The organism is Runella sp. MFBS21, from assembly GCF_029433105.1.
Taxonomy (GTDB): domain Bacteria; phylum Bacteroidota; class Bacteroidia; order Cytophagales; family Spirosomataceae; genus Runella.
The window spans coordinates 14,212-29,507 of record NZ_JARNTW010000027.1 but is presented as its reverse complement, the minus strand read 5'-3'; the positions used below and the strand labels follow the sequence as shown (position 1 = coordinate 29,507).

12 protein-coding genes are annotated in these 15,296 nt (G+C 41.3%); 6 read left to right on the top strand and 6 right to left on the bottom strand.

Translation table 11 applies throughout. The features are described from left to right. Nucleotide 1 precedes the first annotated feature (1 nt). On the bottom strand, nt 2–301 hold the full coding sequence (locus tag P1X15_RS29360) for a hypothetical protein (protein ID WP_277341696.1): 300 nt from the start codon (nt 299–301) through the stop codon (nt 2–4). A 108-nt stretch (nt 302–409) separates the two neighbouring features. Here P1X15_RS29360 and P1X15_RS29355 point away from each other — a divergent pair, with 108 nt between their 5' ends. The 3 genes from P1X15_RS29355 to P1X15_RS29345 are packed head-to-tail and all read left to right on the top strand — an operon-like array spanning nt 410 to nt 4,780. Continuing rightward, nucleotides 410–2,728, top strand: coding sequence for a TonB-dependent receptor (locus P1X15_RS29355; protein ID WP_277341695.1), 2,319 nt, complete (start codon nt 410–412; stop codon nt 2,726–2,728). A 2-nt stretch (nt 2,729–2,730) separates the two neighbouring features. Then, the gene (locus P1X15_RS29350; RefSeq protein WP_277341694.1) at nt 2,731–4,041 is read left to right on the top strand and encodes a hypothetical protein; all 1,311 of its coding nucleotides are present in this window, start codon (nt 2,731–2,733) and stop codon (nt 4,039–4,041) included. 10 nt (nt 4,042–4,051) lie between these two features. Next, entirely contained in the window at nt 4,052–4,780 is a 729-nt protein-coding gene (locus tag P1X15_RS29345; protein WP_277341693.1) for a nickel transport complex, NikM subunit,transmembrane, read from the top strand. A 66-nt stretch (nt 4,781–4,846) separates the two neighbouring features. On the opposite strand, the gene P1X15_RS29340 is transcribed toward P1X15_RS29345, so the two are convergent. Both P1X15_RS29340 and P1X15_RS29335 read right to left on the bottom strand, forming a co-directional pair. After that, complete coding sequence (locus P1X15_RS29340) at nt 4,847–6,424, bottom strand: OmpP1/FadL family transporter (RefSeq protein WP_277341692.1); 1,578 nt, start codon at nt 6,422–6,424, stop codon at nt 4,847–4,849. Nucleotides 6,425–6,580: 156 nt separating this feature from the next. Then, entirely contained in the window at nt 6,581–7,918 is a 1,338-nt protein-coding gene (locus P1X15_RS29335; RefSeq protein WP_277341691.1) for a hypothetical protein, read from the bottom strand. Nucleotides 7,919–8,332: 414 nt separating this feature from the next. On the opposite strand from P1X15_RS29335, the gene proS reads away from it, so the two are divergent. After that, the gene (gene proS / locus P1X15_RS29330) at nt 8,333–9,811 is read left to right on the top strand and encodes a proline--tRNA ligase (protein ID WP_277341690.1); all 1,479 of its coding nucleotides are present in this window, start codon (nt 8,333–8,335) and stop codon (nt 9,809–9,811) included. A gap of 161 nt (nt 9,812–9,972) precedes the next feature. Continuing rightward, on the top strand, nt 9,973–10,404 hold the full coding sequence (locus tag P1X15_RS29325) for a peptidylprolyl isomerase (protein ID WP_277341689.1): 432 nt from the start codon (nt 9,973–9,975) through the stop codon (nt 10,402–10,404). A 91-nt stretch (nt 10,405–10,495) separates the two neighbouring features. Here the strand turns inward: P1X15_RS29325 and P1X15_RS29320 are convergent, their stop codons facing one another. Next, nucleotides 10,496–10,969 carry an NADH-quinone oxidoreductase subunit A gene (locus P1X15_RS29320; RefSeq protein WP_277341688.1) on the bottom strand — a complete coding sequence of 158 codons (474 nt, stop codon included), beginning with the start codon at nt 10,967–10,969 and terminating at the stop codon, nt 10,496–10,498. Nucleotides 10,970–11,096: 127 nt separating this feature from the next. Next, nucleotides 11,097–13,286: a glutamine synthetase III gene (locus tag P1X15_RS29315; RefSeq protein ID WP_277341687.1), complete on the bottom strand. Its 2,190-nt coding sequence runs from the start codon at nt 13,284–13,286 to the stop codon at nt 11,097–11,099. Between the two features lie 253 nt (nt 13,287–13,539). Here P1X15_RS29315 and mtaB point away from each other — a divergent pair, with 253 nt between their 5' ends. Beyond that, nucleotides 13,540–14,868 (top strand): tRNA (N(6)-L-threonylcarbamoyladenosine(37)-C(2))-methylthiotransferase MtaB, encoded by a 1,329-nt coding sequence (mtaB, locus tag P1X15_RS29310; protein ID WP_277341686.1) that lies wholly within the window; start codon nt 13,540–13,542, stop codon nt 14,866–14,868. A gap of 3 nt (nt 14,869–14,871) precedes the next feature. Here mtaB and P1X15_RS29305 read toward each other — a convergent pair whose 3' ends face one another. Continuing rightward, nucleotides 14,872–15,231 carry a CoA-binding protein gene (locus P1X15_RS29305; protein ID WP_277341685.1) on the bottom strand — a complete coding sequence of 120 codons (360 nt, stop codon included), beginning with the start codon at nt 15,229–15,231 and terminating at the stop codon, nt 14,872–14,874. Between the last annotated feature and the right edge of the window lie 65 nt (nt 15,232–15,296).

Here is a 15,296-nt window from a genome sequence, read left to right as displayed (position 1 = left end):
ATCAAAATAGAGATATGATGAAACAAACGTGAAATAATATAATAAGGGCAATGGAGATGCGCCTCGGTAAATGAGCTACTAAGGGTACAATACTACAAACAAAGGGAAGCATGACTGATGAGATAAGGAGCCCGTTGGGAGCGCCCCATTGTCGGTAATTTAGTCCTACTGCTATTAATAAAATGGCACCACCCACCCAAGTAGGAAAAGCCGGGAAATACGAACGTATGCTAGCTGTCGAATATTTTGACTTGGTATAGTACAATAAAGTGCCAATAAAAGATAGATATAGAGCAATCATGAGAAAAATTTTTACAAATATTAATTTTATTTAGACAAAGTCCAAATAAATAAATAATTTTGACGCAAAATCAAAAAAGATGCCATTGCAGCACAAAATGCCTTCTATATGAAATACTGTTTATTGTTTTGGATATGTCCTTTATTAGTGATAGCACAACGTGCTACCCTAAAAGGCGTAATACAAAGTAGCCATGCTGAGGCATTGCCTTTTGTGACGGTAACTTTGAAAAATACAAAATTTGCAACTGCTTCGGATCAACAGGGAAATTATCAAATGAAAGATATTCCGTATGGGGAATATGAAGTTGAGTTTAGTTTTGTTGGATTCCAAAGCCAAACTAAAACGATTTCCATTAAGCAGCCGAGCATTACCGAAAACGTCAAATTGGTAGAGGCTATCCATGAATTAAGTGAAGTGGTGGTAGCTGCTGAAAAACAATCCAACCTCCAACAGCAAAAAGCCATTTCTGTTAAAAGTATTGATATAAAGGAGGTAATTACTCAAAATAGTCTCTTGACAGACGTTGCAGATCGAATCTCAGGAGTGAGAATAAGGCGCTCTAGCAGCTTGGGCGAAAAGTCTGACATCTCGATCAATGGCATGAGAGGCAATGCCGTAAGAGTATACATCGATGGCTTGCCTATGGAATTTTTGTATCCCAATTTTGATATATCCACCCTGCCCCTTAGCAATATCAAACGGGTGGATGTTTTTAAAGGCGTGTTACCGGTGGATGTGGGTACCGATGCGATGGGAGGTGCTATCAACATCATTACCGAACAGAAGGCACATTCTCACCTAAGAGCGTCGTATAGTGTAGGATCGTTTAATACTCATTTGGCTGATGTAGAAGTCGGGTTAGCCAATAAAAACAACTTTTTTGTCAATGCCAATGCAAGCTATAACTATTCAGACAATAGCTATACGATGAAGGCATTGGTATTTGAAAAAAATCGTGTCGAAACAGTACGGCGGTTTCATGATGCGTACGGCATGTGGTTTGGAGGATTGAGTTTTGGGGTGCATAGTAAAAAATGGGCTGATGAGGTTCGCTTCACAGCCAACTATTCTACGGGTTTTAAAGAACTACAAAATGGAGCTCGAATTACGACGACCGCTATCGGAGAAGCCAAATATACCGCAGAAAATTATTCTGCTTCTCTTAAATACAATAAGTCTTTTTTGAAGGAGCGATTACAGCTTAGCAATATCGCAAGTTATAGTTATCAGACCCTTGATTATGTAGATACTACTGCCAATGAGTATAGTTGGAGTGGAAAAATAGTTGGGAGATCTATCCCAGGAGAGTACGTTAGTAAGTCATATAATACTACTAATTATGACAACTGGATAAATCGTACCACGCTTACGTATGCATTGACGTCCAAACACAAAATCCTTTTTTCTAATCTATATGCCAGCCAGCGTCTCACGGGCAAAAATTATCTACTTGAAGAAAACGAGCGAGATTATTTGGAGATTCCACAATACATGACCAAAAATATCGCAGGCTTACAATATGAGGCTATCCTAGGGCGGAATATAACGTTTTCGGGTGCGCTCAAAAGATTTGATTATGTGGTAAATGGTGCAGAAAACAATACTTTTTTATTGGTAAAAAAACAGGATAATTTTTCGAGTTGGAACGTGGGCGTAAAGTATAATTTCTCCGACAATCTTTTTGTAAGAACATCCTATGAGCGGGGTTTTTTGATACCATTATTCCAGCAATTTGTGGGAAATGGTGCCGATATTGTTCGAAATACCGAGTTGCGGCCTGAAAGTAGCGATAATCTAAATTTGGGAATGAGCTATAACAATGCCCATCTATCTGACGACCTCAGATTACATACCAATATCAATGGTTTTTGGCGCGAGCAGTATGATATTATTTTCTTAGGCAGTAGTATCACGAAACGTTATGATAATGCTGATCAAGTAAATACGCTTGGGGTAGAAGGCGATTTGATTTTGAATTATAAAAAAGCATGGACTTGGAAAAGCAATCTTACGGCACTTCGCAAACGGTTTTCAAGCCTGAAGGATCCCCGCAATGCGTTTTTAGAGGGGACTACCTTTCCTAACAACCCTACTTTTTTTGGAAATACAGAGCTTGAGTGGCAAAAATCAAGCCTTTTTCGGAATGCTGACCGCTTTAGGGCTTATGTTTTTTATCAATATGTAGCCCCCTTCAATCATATTTTAATTGGACAGGACGATACTTATCAAAATTCTCCTGATTCGTTTGTTCCTACTCAGCATAGGGTAGATGTGGGTGCTTCTTACAAATTGGCCAAGCAATCTCTTACCGCTGCTTTTAATGTAAACAATGTCTTGAATGCCCAATTGTTTGACAATTTTCTGGTGCCAAGAGCAGGTATCAATTACAATCTGAAACTAATTTTTGAAATCAATAAATTCTAGCAATGAAAAAAAACATACTTTTTAGTTTGACGGCAGTATCAATGTTATTGGCTTCTTGTGATAAAAAAGACATTGACAAAGACGAAGAATCACTTTATAAAGAAAGTGGCTACGTAGTAGCTTCAGTCAATGAATCAACGGGCGGCTATACTTACTATGCTGGTTTTTTTGAGACATTACCAGCAAATACTGTGGTCGATATGACGACAAAATCTACCTATAATTATTTCTATACTCGAACGACGTGGAAAAACTTCATGTTTGGTAGTAATCTTAAAGGCGAAAAAACGCTCACCAAAATAGCCGTAGGTAAGGATGGCAAGTTGACTGAAGTTGCCAGTATCCCATTGTTAGATTGGCTCAACAATGTCCAAATTATTAATGATAATTTAGGTATCTACACCATATGGGGAAGCGATGGAAAGGTGGTCCTCTTCAATCCGACGACGATGGAAAATTTAGGGGATATTGATATGTCAAAAGGCAAAAAATTCGCGGCCAATGAACGTAATTATTACAGCACGATCATTTATCGTCCTCAGGATAATCGATTGTTTTTGACTTTGTTGACCGACAATACCAAGACTTCTCAGTATTATGACGCTACCGACGTGTATGTAGAAGTGGTCAATGTGACTACCAAACAGTGGGAAAAAACAATCTCTTTCCCAAATGCTACATATCCCATAACACGCGGAAATGAGCATCCAATGATAGATGAAAATGGAAATATCTATATTTTCACCCAAGGCTCGTATGGATTGGATGGGCAGATGGGGCCTCGTGCTGCAAAATACTCACGTCCTCAGATTCTTAAAATTCCAGCCAATAGTACCGATTTCGATCCCTCGTATAGTTTTAATCCCGTAGATGTGATTGGACAACAAAACTTGTTGGTGCAGCTTATGCTTGGTGCTATCTATGATGCTAATGGCATTGCTTATTCTTGTATTTCTGCGCAGTCTGAATCTGCTCGTATTTTAGAATTGGTAACTAAATATGCGCAGGGAAAGATTACCGAAGCAGAATTTTTGGAGTTGAGAAATTCTATTTTTTATTCTCCTAATCAGCGTTGGGTAAAACTTGATTTGAACGCTAAAACCGTAACTCCCATTACTGATATTCCGCTTACAGCAGGGTTTGGCTATCCTAATGCTTACAAATACGATGGTAAGTTTTATTTCCAATACAATACTCCGGATGACAAGACAACGGGCTATTATGAATATACACCCTCTACAGGCAAAGCCACTAAAGCCGTGAGCATTACGAATGGGGGTATTGTGTCAGATTTTATTAAACTTAGTAAATAAATATACGGTTATGAAAAAATGGATTAACCCTCTGTCTATAATATATATAATAGGATTAGTGGTCTCACTTCCTACACTGACTTGGGCGCATGGATATTGGCTAGAGGTGAAGGGTTCTGGAAAAGTAGGTGAACTCGCCCAAATTCAACTGTTTTATGGTGAATACAGCGAACATGTAAGAGAAAAAGGTGCTCGCTTGGATAAAATGTCTGAAATCAAGATTTCGGTAATTGATGCTCAGGGTACCAAAACGGAAGTGCAGATGCAACAGACTGATACGCATTGGCAAGGAAGCTTTGTTCCTAAAATAGAAGGTATTTATCAGATTTTGGGTATCAACGAAACGCGCGAAGTACAAGATTGGACGAAACACAATTTGGGTATAACGCGTCCTGTACAGTATTTACGGACTACTTATGTGGTAGGAAATCCTTCTAAAACGCCGCTGGTTCCGCAAAATTATTTGGATATAACTGCCCAAAAACTAGGCAATCAGATTTTGTTGGAAGTGTACAAGGATAAGCAAGCGTTTTCAAAAATGCAGCTTAAGGTCATTAATCCTGATGGCTGGGAAAAAAATAGAATTACCAATGAGAAAGGAAAGGTAGCCTTTATTCCTGCTGCAAAAGGACTCTATTTAGTAGAACTCGAATGGATTGACAAAACCCCCGGGACTTTCAAAGGAAAAGATTATGAGTCAGTAAGGCATCGGTGTGATATGACGCTGGTCGTTGAATAGTGACTTTCTAAACAAGAAAACCACGGTACAATCGCCGTGGTTTTCTTGTTTAGAAATAAAATTATATTAGAAAAATAATCCTACTGTTCCAGTTACATTTACTTGGCTCACATTCAACTTGGCCGAAAAGTAATTACTAGGGTCATTGAGTTGGTAAGGTACAAATGCATCTTTGGTTTGGAGATAAGTACCCGCTAAGTCTATATAAAAACGGTCGTTACGATAGCCTGCCCCTCCCGAAAATTGGAATTTTGAGCGATCCAATTTCCCTTCTACGTTATAATTCTGACTATAGGGATTAGGTAAAAAAGCTACCCCAGCTCGTACTCTAAAAAAATCGATACGGGCTTCTCCACCTACGCGTAAATTGACTACATTGTTGAAAGAAGATTGGATTAAGCGGCGATTATTGGTTTTAAACTGATTATCGTCGCCAGTCCTAACGCTCATTCCTTTATAGCCTACATATTCGGCACTTGCGGTTAAGAAGCCTTTTTTACCAAAGAAAAAAGTAGCTCCTCCATCGGCTCTGAGTGGGGTGCGCATGCTGTATTCAAAATCAAATGGGAGAATATTGACTCGCGAAGTAGGAAGCTGATCATAGGCTTGCTGACCTTGTGAATTAGTAACAGGGTTTCCGTTGGAATCATACACTGGTACGCTGTTGTTGGTCACATTTACCCCTAATTCTTCCTCATAAGTCATACGCATACTGCTCCAAGTGGGGCTATGAATCGATGCCCCAAGTTGGAGGAAAGGGTTGGCGCGATAAATAACTCCCGCCGACAGGAAAATCCCACTACCATTGATATTGATATCCTCTCGATAATCAAGACTACGGAATGGGCCACTGTTGACGAATTGCTCTTGGTAATTGTGCCGACGTATGTAGCTATGGCGTGAAAAACCACCAGAAATTCCTAGATAAAGTTTGTCGGCGTAATTGCCAGCGTACGCAAATGTCCACTGAGAAGAGGCTCCCGAAGTTTCAAGGTTGCCTGTCTGTTGAAACGAAGATCTTGAAAGCGGAATAGGCCTACGATAGGGGCCATTGGAGGAAAGAGCATCTATCAGATATAAATTATAAAACGCAGACTCAATCGAATACGGGCTTCCATTGTTGTAGTCATTTTCTAAGGTATTGACGGGAGTGGTGCCAGCCACCTCTACAATGTCATCAATCATACTACTACGGTTGTTGGTGCCGCCGTAAGTAACCATATTGTTGAGGTTTACTTGCCGTGAGTAGTTAATACCAAAAGACGTACGCCGCCATTCACGATTGTAACTTTGCGGGTTTCCGGCCAAAATCAGCGAAAACTGTGAAAGATTGGGATTGAGCTTTTGGTCTGTATTGCTACTACCAATGTAAGACGACTTATTAGAAATACTATATAAGGTGGGACTAAGGCTAATTTCGGACTTATTAAAAAAACCTAATCCTGCGGGGTTGCCGGCTATATTGCTAGCATCTCCTCCAAGAGAAGCGTGGTTGCCGCCTACTCCTTGAAAGCGTGCACTTCCACTCTGAGTAATGTCCGAAAACTGAAGGGCGGTATTGGAATATAATCGACTTTGGGCGTATGCTTGCCCCGTAAATATTCCTAAGGCAGCGACTAATAAAAGGTGATTTTGTGTTCTCATGGCAGATTTGTGAATGATTATGAAGCGTCTAATTGATTGTCAAATTTACATTTATGGACGAATAAAAAACCTCGCTATTCCATAACAGCGAGGTTCTCTATTTAACATACTATTGGTCATTTTTCTGTTTGATTCACAGAGTAGTCGCTTATGATATTAGTTACGAGGACCACGCGACGAGCCACTGCTTCCTGAGCTTGAGCCACCGCTGCTGCTGCCGCCACCACTACTGCTGCTACCACTCCAGCTACTACGCCCGCTACTGCTGTTGTTGTTCCAGCTATTGTTGTTGCTGCTACCACTATCCCAGCTGCTTCTACGGCTGCTTCCTTGCGATGAGTTGGAGTTCCAGCTGTTGTTGCTACTTGAGCGTTGCGAATTGTAAGACCCGCTTGATTCCCCATAGCTACGAGTAGCACCTCCGCGAGTTCCTGACGAATAACCGCTGCTTTGTTGGCTATTGCTATAGCTACTTCTACCACCCGAATTGCCGGAATAGCTATCATAGCTACGATTGGCTCCACCTCTTGGGCGTGAGTAATAAGCATCACTACTTGAAGTACTAGTACTATTGCCACTACGGTCAGTGGGGTCATATCCTTGACGACGTGGTTCTGTATAGCGAGCACTGTTATTGGAATTACTGTTGTATGAATTGCTCGAACGACCCACCCGATTGTAGTAATCGGTACCAGTACGACGCCGACCATCTACGATTTGAATGTTATTAGAAGGGCCATTGTACCAAGGGTTGCCGAAGCCACCACCATAGAAGCCGTTGCCATAAAATCCATTACCATAGCCCCATCTGTCAAATCCGCCATAGCCCCAGCTCGAGTAAGGGTAGCCCCATCCGAAGCTTGAATATCCCCAAGGCGAAAAGAAGGGATCATTCCAAGCATACATAGAACCCATAGACCCCCATCCCCAGCTGTTCCAAGGATTGTTCCATCCCCAAGAATTCCAGCTGTTCCAAGGGTTATACATTCCAAATCCATAACGATTTCCAAAATAGGTACTCATGCCATAATTGAAGCCCATCATGAAAGAAGTGTTGGAGTTCCAACTATTCCAGCCTAATCCACCGTAGCGATAGGGGTTATTCCAGAAGCCGCCCCAGTTGAGATCCCAAGCAGCATCGCGCCCAGCACGATAACCCTCAGAAAAGCCTGCACTGTAACCAGCATCGGGGCCGATATTACGAGCAATACCACGTGAGCTTAGATAAGACTCGTCATAGTAGTCGTTCTCGTTTATATTGTTGTTATTGGTGTTGGGAAGTTGTCTGCCCGAACGATAGTCAGGATTAAGATTACGATAATCCAGTTTTTCTTCATCCGAACGGCCAGCCGCTGCTACAGCTACACTAGAAGAGTTGCCGTAGAGGTCGTCATACTCAGCATCGTCTCGTGTGGCGTACTGTTTTGAGCTACAGCCCCACAACCCCACCAAGCCTATTGCCGATAAAAGAGTAAGTGAACGGAAGGTTTTCATGGTTATTTAGATATTTTAAGTCTGTCAGTTATAAAAGGAAAAAGGTGTGTAACTATACTATAAACGCTATTTTAGCTGATATTGATTCAGTTTTGTCACAAATTTAGGATAAAAAAGTATCTTTGCAAGAGTTTTTTTGGAAAAATCAGGGTCATTTTTGTCTTTAAAATCCCTGAAAATCAAAGAATTAAGAATGTCATACCTACACTTAATCATACAATCAGCTGATTTTGAGTAAGATGTTTGAAAAAGTGTAAAATAGACGTTTAAGTTTTTGATTTTCAATGCAATGAAAGGCCGCCAAATTTCTAATGAAATTCTAATCTTTATAAAGTGCCTGAGAGACAAGAAAACGAGCAAAATTTCGAAAATCAAACACATAATTTTAAAGGATAAACCCTAAAAAGTAAAGTAATGGCAAACGCGATTCCGAGCCGTAGTGAGAATTATTCAGAATGGTACAATGAAATTGTAAAAAGAGCTGATTTAGCAGAAAACTCTGCCGTAAGAGGGTGTATGGTCATCAAGCCTTATGGGTATTCTATTTGGGAAAAAATGCAACGAGCCCTCGATGATATGTTCAAAGAAACAGGGCATACCAATGCTTACTTCCCGTTGTTTGTGCCGAAAAGCTTATTTGAAGCCGAAGAAAAAAATGCCGAAGGCTTTGCCAAAGAATGCGCCGTCGTAACTCATTATCGTCTCAAGGCTGATCCCAACAAACCGGGTAAGCTCATCGCCGACCCTGATTCAAAATTGGAAGAGGAACTCATCGTGCGTCCTACAAGCGAAGCCGTAATTTGGAATACTTACAAAAACTGGATTCAATCGTATCGGAATCTGCCTATTTTAATCAATCAATGGGCCAACGTGGTGCGTTGGGAAATGCGTACTCGCTTGTTTCTTCGTACGGCGGAGTTTTTGTGGCAGGAAGGTCATACGGCGCATGCTACGTCCGATGAAGCAATGGCCGAAACTCGCCAAATGTTGGAAGTATATGCTCGCTTTGCCGAAGAGTGGATGGGGGTACCCGTGATTAAGGGTTATAAAACTCCCAATGAGCGTTTTGCAGGAGCAGAAGAAACCCTCTGTATCGAGGCAATGATGCAAGACGGAAAAGCTTTACAAGCAGGTACGTCGCACTTTTTGGGGCAAAATTTTGCCAAAGCTTTTGATGTGAAATTCCAAAGTAAAGCGGGGGTGCTTGAGTATGTATGGGGAACTTCTTGGGGGGTAAGTACCCGTCTAATGGGTGCATTGGTGATGGCTCATTCTGATGATGCGGGCTTGATATTGCCGCCTAAGTTAGCGCCTATTCAGGTGGTGATTGTACCCATATATCGTAGCGACGAGCAATTAGCCCAAATCTCTGACAAAGTGAAAGAGATAATGAGCGAGCTTCGTAAAAAAGGGATAAGTGTCAAATTTGACGATTCGGATGCCAACAAACCTGGGTGGAAGTTTGCCGAATATGAACTACGAGGTGTGCCTGTGCGTTTAGCAATGGGAGCACGAGACCTCGAAAACGGCACTGTGGAAGTGGCTCGCCGTGATACCAAAGAAAAAAATACAGTAGCATTGGAAGGAATTGTAGCATATATAGAAGAATTACTTACTGAAATTCAACAAAATATCTACAAAAGAGCTCTTGCGTTTCGTGAGTCAAATACTTATAAAGTGGATGACTATGAGGAGTTTAAAAGAATGCTGGACGCAAAAGGTGGCTTTATCTTAGCGCATTGGGATGGCACCTCCGAAACAGAAGAAAAAATCAAAGAAGAAACAAAAGCCACCATTCGCTGTATTCCATTTGATGCACCACACGAAGAAGGAAAATGTATTTTGACCGGCAAGCCCTCAAGTCAGCGAGTCCTTTTTGCAAGAGCGTATTAATTAATGTCAAGTAGTCATAATTTGTAATACCAAACAAGGCTATTGAGCAAAAAAATAAGAATTAAAAGTTTTAGGTTGATTGGATGTTGATAGATTGATTCAGCAAAGACAACTTAAAAGCCCAAAAATCAATACAATCAATCATCCAATAACAATAAAAAATGAGCGTAGCAAAATCAGGTAATACCGTTCAGGTACACTACAAAGGAACATTGACCGACGGAACGGTCTTTGATTCATCAGAAGGACGTCAACCCCTAGAGTTTCAGTTGGGTTCAGGAATGGTGATTCCGGGATTTGACAACGGTATTCAAGGAATGGCGATAGGAGAGAAGAAGACGGTACATATTCCGGTTGATGAGGCATATGGTCCTTCTCAAGAAGAATTGGTTATTCCTTTTAACCGCAACGAAATGCCTGCTGATATTCCATTTGAAGTAGGCATGCAGCTCAATATGCACCAAGATGGCAACCCTCAGCCTATTCCTGTAACTGTAGTTCAAGTGACGGATGTGCAGGTCGTAGTGGATGCTAATCACCCTTTGGCGGGTCAAGATTTAATCTTTGAGATTGAATTAGTAGGAGTAAGCTAATCAGCTTATATTTTTGATTTTCTTTTGGAAAATCTCGATTCAATAAAGCCTTCTTTCCTAGCTTTTCAATCATAAAGCAATGGGAAGAAGGTTATTTTTTATGGCTATATTTTTCGTTGATTTGTTGGTACAAACTCATCGGAACTTTCGATTCTACTTCTGGTACCTTAGGCTGAGGGCGTATCCAATCCAAGTATCCTTTGGCCCAAGCATACGCTAATCCAAGCGCCAAAATCCCCACAAAAATCAGCATTTCGGTCAGTGAAAACCACCCCCATAAGCCGTCGGTTTGCTCGATGAGATTTGCTTGACCAAATACTACCGCCCAAGGAAATAAGAATATCAATTCTACTTCAAACAATAAAAACACCAACGCTACCACATAAAAACGAATATTGAAAGGAATGTTGGCATTGCCGAGTGGGTCTTCTCCTGATTCGTAAGTACTAAGTTTTTCCTCATTAGGGCGAGTTGGCCGCAGTAACTTAGCAATACCCAACATCGAGATAATGAGGACAATAGCGGTGAGGATAAACAAAAAAATAGTGCCAAATTCTGATAGCATATCAAGCAGTAGTATTGTAGCGGGGGGGTTGATGGGGTAAAGATACTAATCGAAGGATAGAATTCTTGGAGAAGCCCAAAAAAAGACTGGCGTGAGCCAGTCTTTTGGAGTAAGAAATGGAAATACACTATTTGACAAATAGCATTTCACGGTATTTTACCAAAGGCCAGTCTTCGTCATCAATCAGAAGTTCGAGCTTGTCTACCTCATAGCGTATTTTTTCAAAGAAATCTTTCACTTCAGAACCATACAAAATGGCTCGTTCGGAGATAGAGTCCGTGTTATTGGCTTTTTTACGAGCTTCAGTCATGTCTTCTACGGCATTTTTGATGATAGACACTCGCTTCGAAATCTCTTTAATAAGTTCTTTTAGAGGCTGAGCTTCTTCGATTAGATCAAGTTCTACCAATGACTTGGCTGTTTGAGCCAATTGATGCTGGTACTTGACCGCCGTTGATACCACGTGATTAAGAGCCAAGTCACCTATTACTCTTGACTCAATCTGTACTTTCTTGATGTAGTTTTCCAACTCAATTTCGTAGCGTGCATGAACCTCTCTTTCAGTCAAAACACCCATTTTCTCGAATACCTGAACAGCCGAAGGAGCTATGTATTTGCCAAGGGCTTTAGGAGCTGAGGCAATGTTGGAAAGGCCACGTTGGGCAGCTTCTTGTACCCAATCATCAGAATATCCATTTCCTTGGAATAAGATACGTTTGGTCTGGCGATAGTATTCTTTTAAAATATCCACAATCGCTAGTTCTTTTTTCTCCCCAGTTTCGAGGCGAGCTTCAAGTTCTTTACGGAAATCTTGTAACTGATTAGCCACAATAGTGTTTAGCACAATCATCGGAGACGCACTGTTGGCACTGCCACCCACAGCACGGTACTCAAACTTATTACCCGTAAAGGCAAAAGGCGAAGTACGATTACGGTCAGTATTGTCGCGCATAAGAGGAGGAGTGCGCGTAATCCCTAACTTATAAAATACATTATCTCCTTTTTCAAGTTGTATCTCGCCTCGATTTTCGAGGGTTTCGAGCAAACGGATAAGCTCATCCCCTAGAAAAATAGAAACAATAGCTGGTGGAGCTTCGTTGGCACCTAAGCGGTATTCGTTGCCAGCTGAGGCAATTGATGCCCGTAGCAAATCAGCATGGTCATGTACGGCTTTGACAGTATTCATCAAAAACGTAAGGAAGCGAAGGGTTTCTTTGGGTTTACTACTAGGGGCTAGTAGGTTGACACCTGTGTCGGTCATCATCGACCAGTTGTTGTGTTTGCCGCTTCCATTGATACCCGAAAAAGGTTTTTCGTGGAAAAGAACTTTGAAGTGGTGCTTTTCTGCAATTTTATGCATCAAGTCCATCAACAGTGCATTGTGATCAATGGCGAGATTGAGCTCTTCAAAAGTAGGAGCGCATTCAAATTGCCCAGGAGCTACTTCGTTGTGACGGGTACGTACTGGAATCCCCAATTTCCAAGCCTCGTATTCAAATTCGACCATAAAGGCATTGACTCTCGGCGGAATAGAACCAAAATAATGGTCTTCTAGCTGCTGCCCTTTGGCCGGCGAATGCCCAAATACTGTGCGGCCTGCCATCACCAAATCGGGACGGGCGTAGTAGAGGGCCTTATCTACCAAAAAGTATTCTTGCTCGGGACCTAGCGTAGCTGTTACTTTTTCTACATTACGGTCAAAATAATACATCACAGCCGTAGCCGCTTTATCAAGTACATGTAATGCTCGTAAAATCGGCGTTTTATAATCCAGAGCTTCACCCGTGTATGAAATAAAAACCGAAGGAATACAGAGGGTTTTTCCACCAGCGCCATTGTCCATTAGAAATGCTGGAGAGCTTGGATCCCAGCCTGTATAGCCTCTAGCTTCAAAAGTCGCTCGTAGACCTCCACTTGGAAATGAAGAGGCGTCAGGTTCTTGCTGAACTAAAGCGCTGCCTTTGAATTTTTCGATGGCTTTGCCTTGGGAAGTAACATCAAAAAAAGCATCGTGCTTTTCGGCGGTACCTCCCGTCAGAGGTTGAAACCAATGCGTATAATGGGTAGCACCTTTGGAGGTAGCCCATGATTTCATGGCAGCGGCTACTTCATCGGCGATTTCTCGGTCGATTCGAGAGCCTGATTTGATAGCATTCGAAACTTTATAATAAGCCTCTGGCGTGAGCAAGGCTTTCATGATATCATCATTGAAGGTATAAGAGCCGTAATAGTCCGCTACTTTGTCGCTAGGAGGAGAAACACTTATTGGGGTACGGTTGTAGGCCGTTTCGATGGCCTTAAATCGCATATTTGCCATATTGGTTTTTTAGGGTTTTAAATGAAAGGACTATTTCTGGAACACGCACCAAACATAAATTTTTTTTGTTTGACAGACAAAGTTATTTGTATAAATCCTGTCGAAATCAGAAAGACAAGAAAGATTTGAAAATTACTTTGAGAAAATGTATAAAATCCAATATTTTCAAAAGTATCTGTTTTTGTAGCGGGGGATTTTGCAGAAATTTTAAAAATATGGCACCAATCACCCTGATTATCATTACTTTTGCAGTATGAAAAAAGTAGCGTTTTATACATTGGGATGTAAGCTCAATTATTCCGAAACGTCGAGTATTTCTCGGATGTTTGAGCAGCGAGGTTATCAAAAAGTAGCCTTCAATGATACGCCCGATATTTTTATTGTGAATACTTGCTCTGTGACTGACAACGCCGATAAAAAATGCCGTAAGATTGTACGAGAAGCGCAGGCCATCAACCCTGACGGATACGTAGCGATTATTGGATGCTATGCTCAGCTCAAACCCCAAGAAATTTCGGAGATTCCGGGAGTAGATGCAGTACTAGGAGCTGCCGAAAAATTCCGCTTGATTGATTTGTTAGACGGATTTGTGAAAGAACCCACCCAAGACAAAGGCAAAGTATATGCTTCACCGATAGAAGAGGCCGTCGAATATCACGTGTCCTACTCGCTCAACGACCGCACTCGCACTTTCTTAAAAGTACAAGATGGATGTGATTATCCTTGTGCCTATTGTACTATTCCTTTGGCAAGGGGCAAGAGCCGCTCCGATACTATCCAAAATGTGCTCAAGGCCGCTTATGAGATTGCGGCTAGGGGGGTGAAAGAAATCGTTCTTACAGGCGTAAATATCGGTGATTTTGGCTTACAAGACGGGCACCGTAATGAAACTTTCTTGCAGCTTATCCAAGCTCTTGATGAAGTAGAAGGTATAGAGCGATTTAGGATTTCTTCCATAGAGCCTAATTTACTGACTGACGAAATTATCGCGTTTGTGGCGCAGTCTAAACGGTTTGTGCCTCATTTTCATATTCCTTTACAATCTGGATCCAATAAAATATTGGGGCTGATGCGTCGTCGTTATCGTCGTGAATTGTACGTCGAAAGAGTAGCTAAAATCAAAGAATTGATGCCCAATTGCTGTATTGGTGTCGATGTGATTGTAGGACACCCCGGCGAAACCCAAGAGGCATTTATGGAAACATATCAATTTCTGAATGAGTTGGATATTTCGTACCTCCATGTTTTTACTTATTCGGAAAGACCCAATACCGCCGCTCTCGACATCAAGCCTATAGTGCCACAGTCTCAGAGAGCTGAGCGTTCTAAAATGCTCCACATTCTATCGGATAAAAAACGACGAGCTTTCTATGAAAGCCAACTAGGAACTGTGCGGACTGTATTGTTTGAAGACGAAGTAGTCAATGGATACATGCAAGGTTTTACCGAAAACTATGTCCGTGTCACCGCTCAATATGACCCTCTTCTTATCAATGAACTCAAGACTCTACGCTTGACTCAAATCAACGCTGATGGGCTAGTAGAAGTAGAAGAAGTAGCCGTTGAGGGTTTGATTCATTAAACATTAGTAAGCTCCAATAGAAAGCAGTACTAGAGTACACGCTTCTTGGGCTTCAATGCCGTTTTTTTCTAATAATGTTTCAAATTCAACGTTTTCAGTACCAGGATTGAAGATGACGCGTTTAGGTTTTATAGCCACCACATAATCATACCATTCGTGTTGGTTTTGGGGTCCAATGTACAGGGTTATTGTATCTATATCACTGAAGGTAGGTTTACCAGTTAAAATAGGATTGTTGGCAACTGTACCTTCCTTCAAACCTAACATGATAATAGGGTGCCCATGGCTTGTTAAACGTTGGGCTGCTATGAAAGAATAACGTTCAGGATTAGTAGAAGCACCAATAATAAGTGTTTTTTTCATTTTTAGATTTATATCTATATATTTCAAACAAAAACCCTCGCAACTTGTTTTACCAATACACTAAC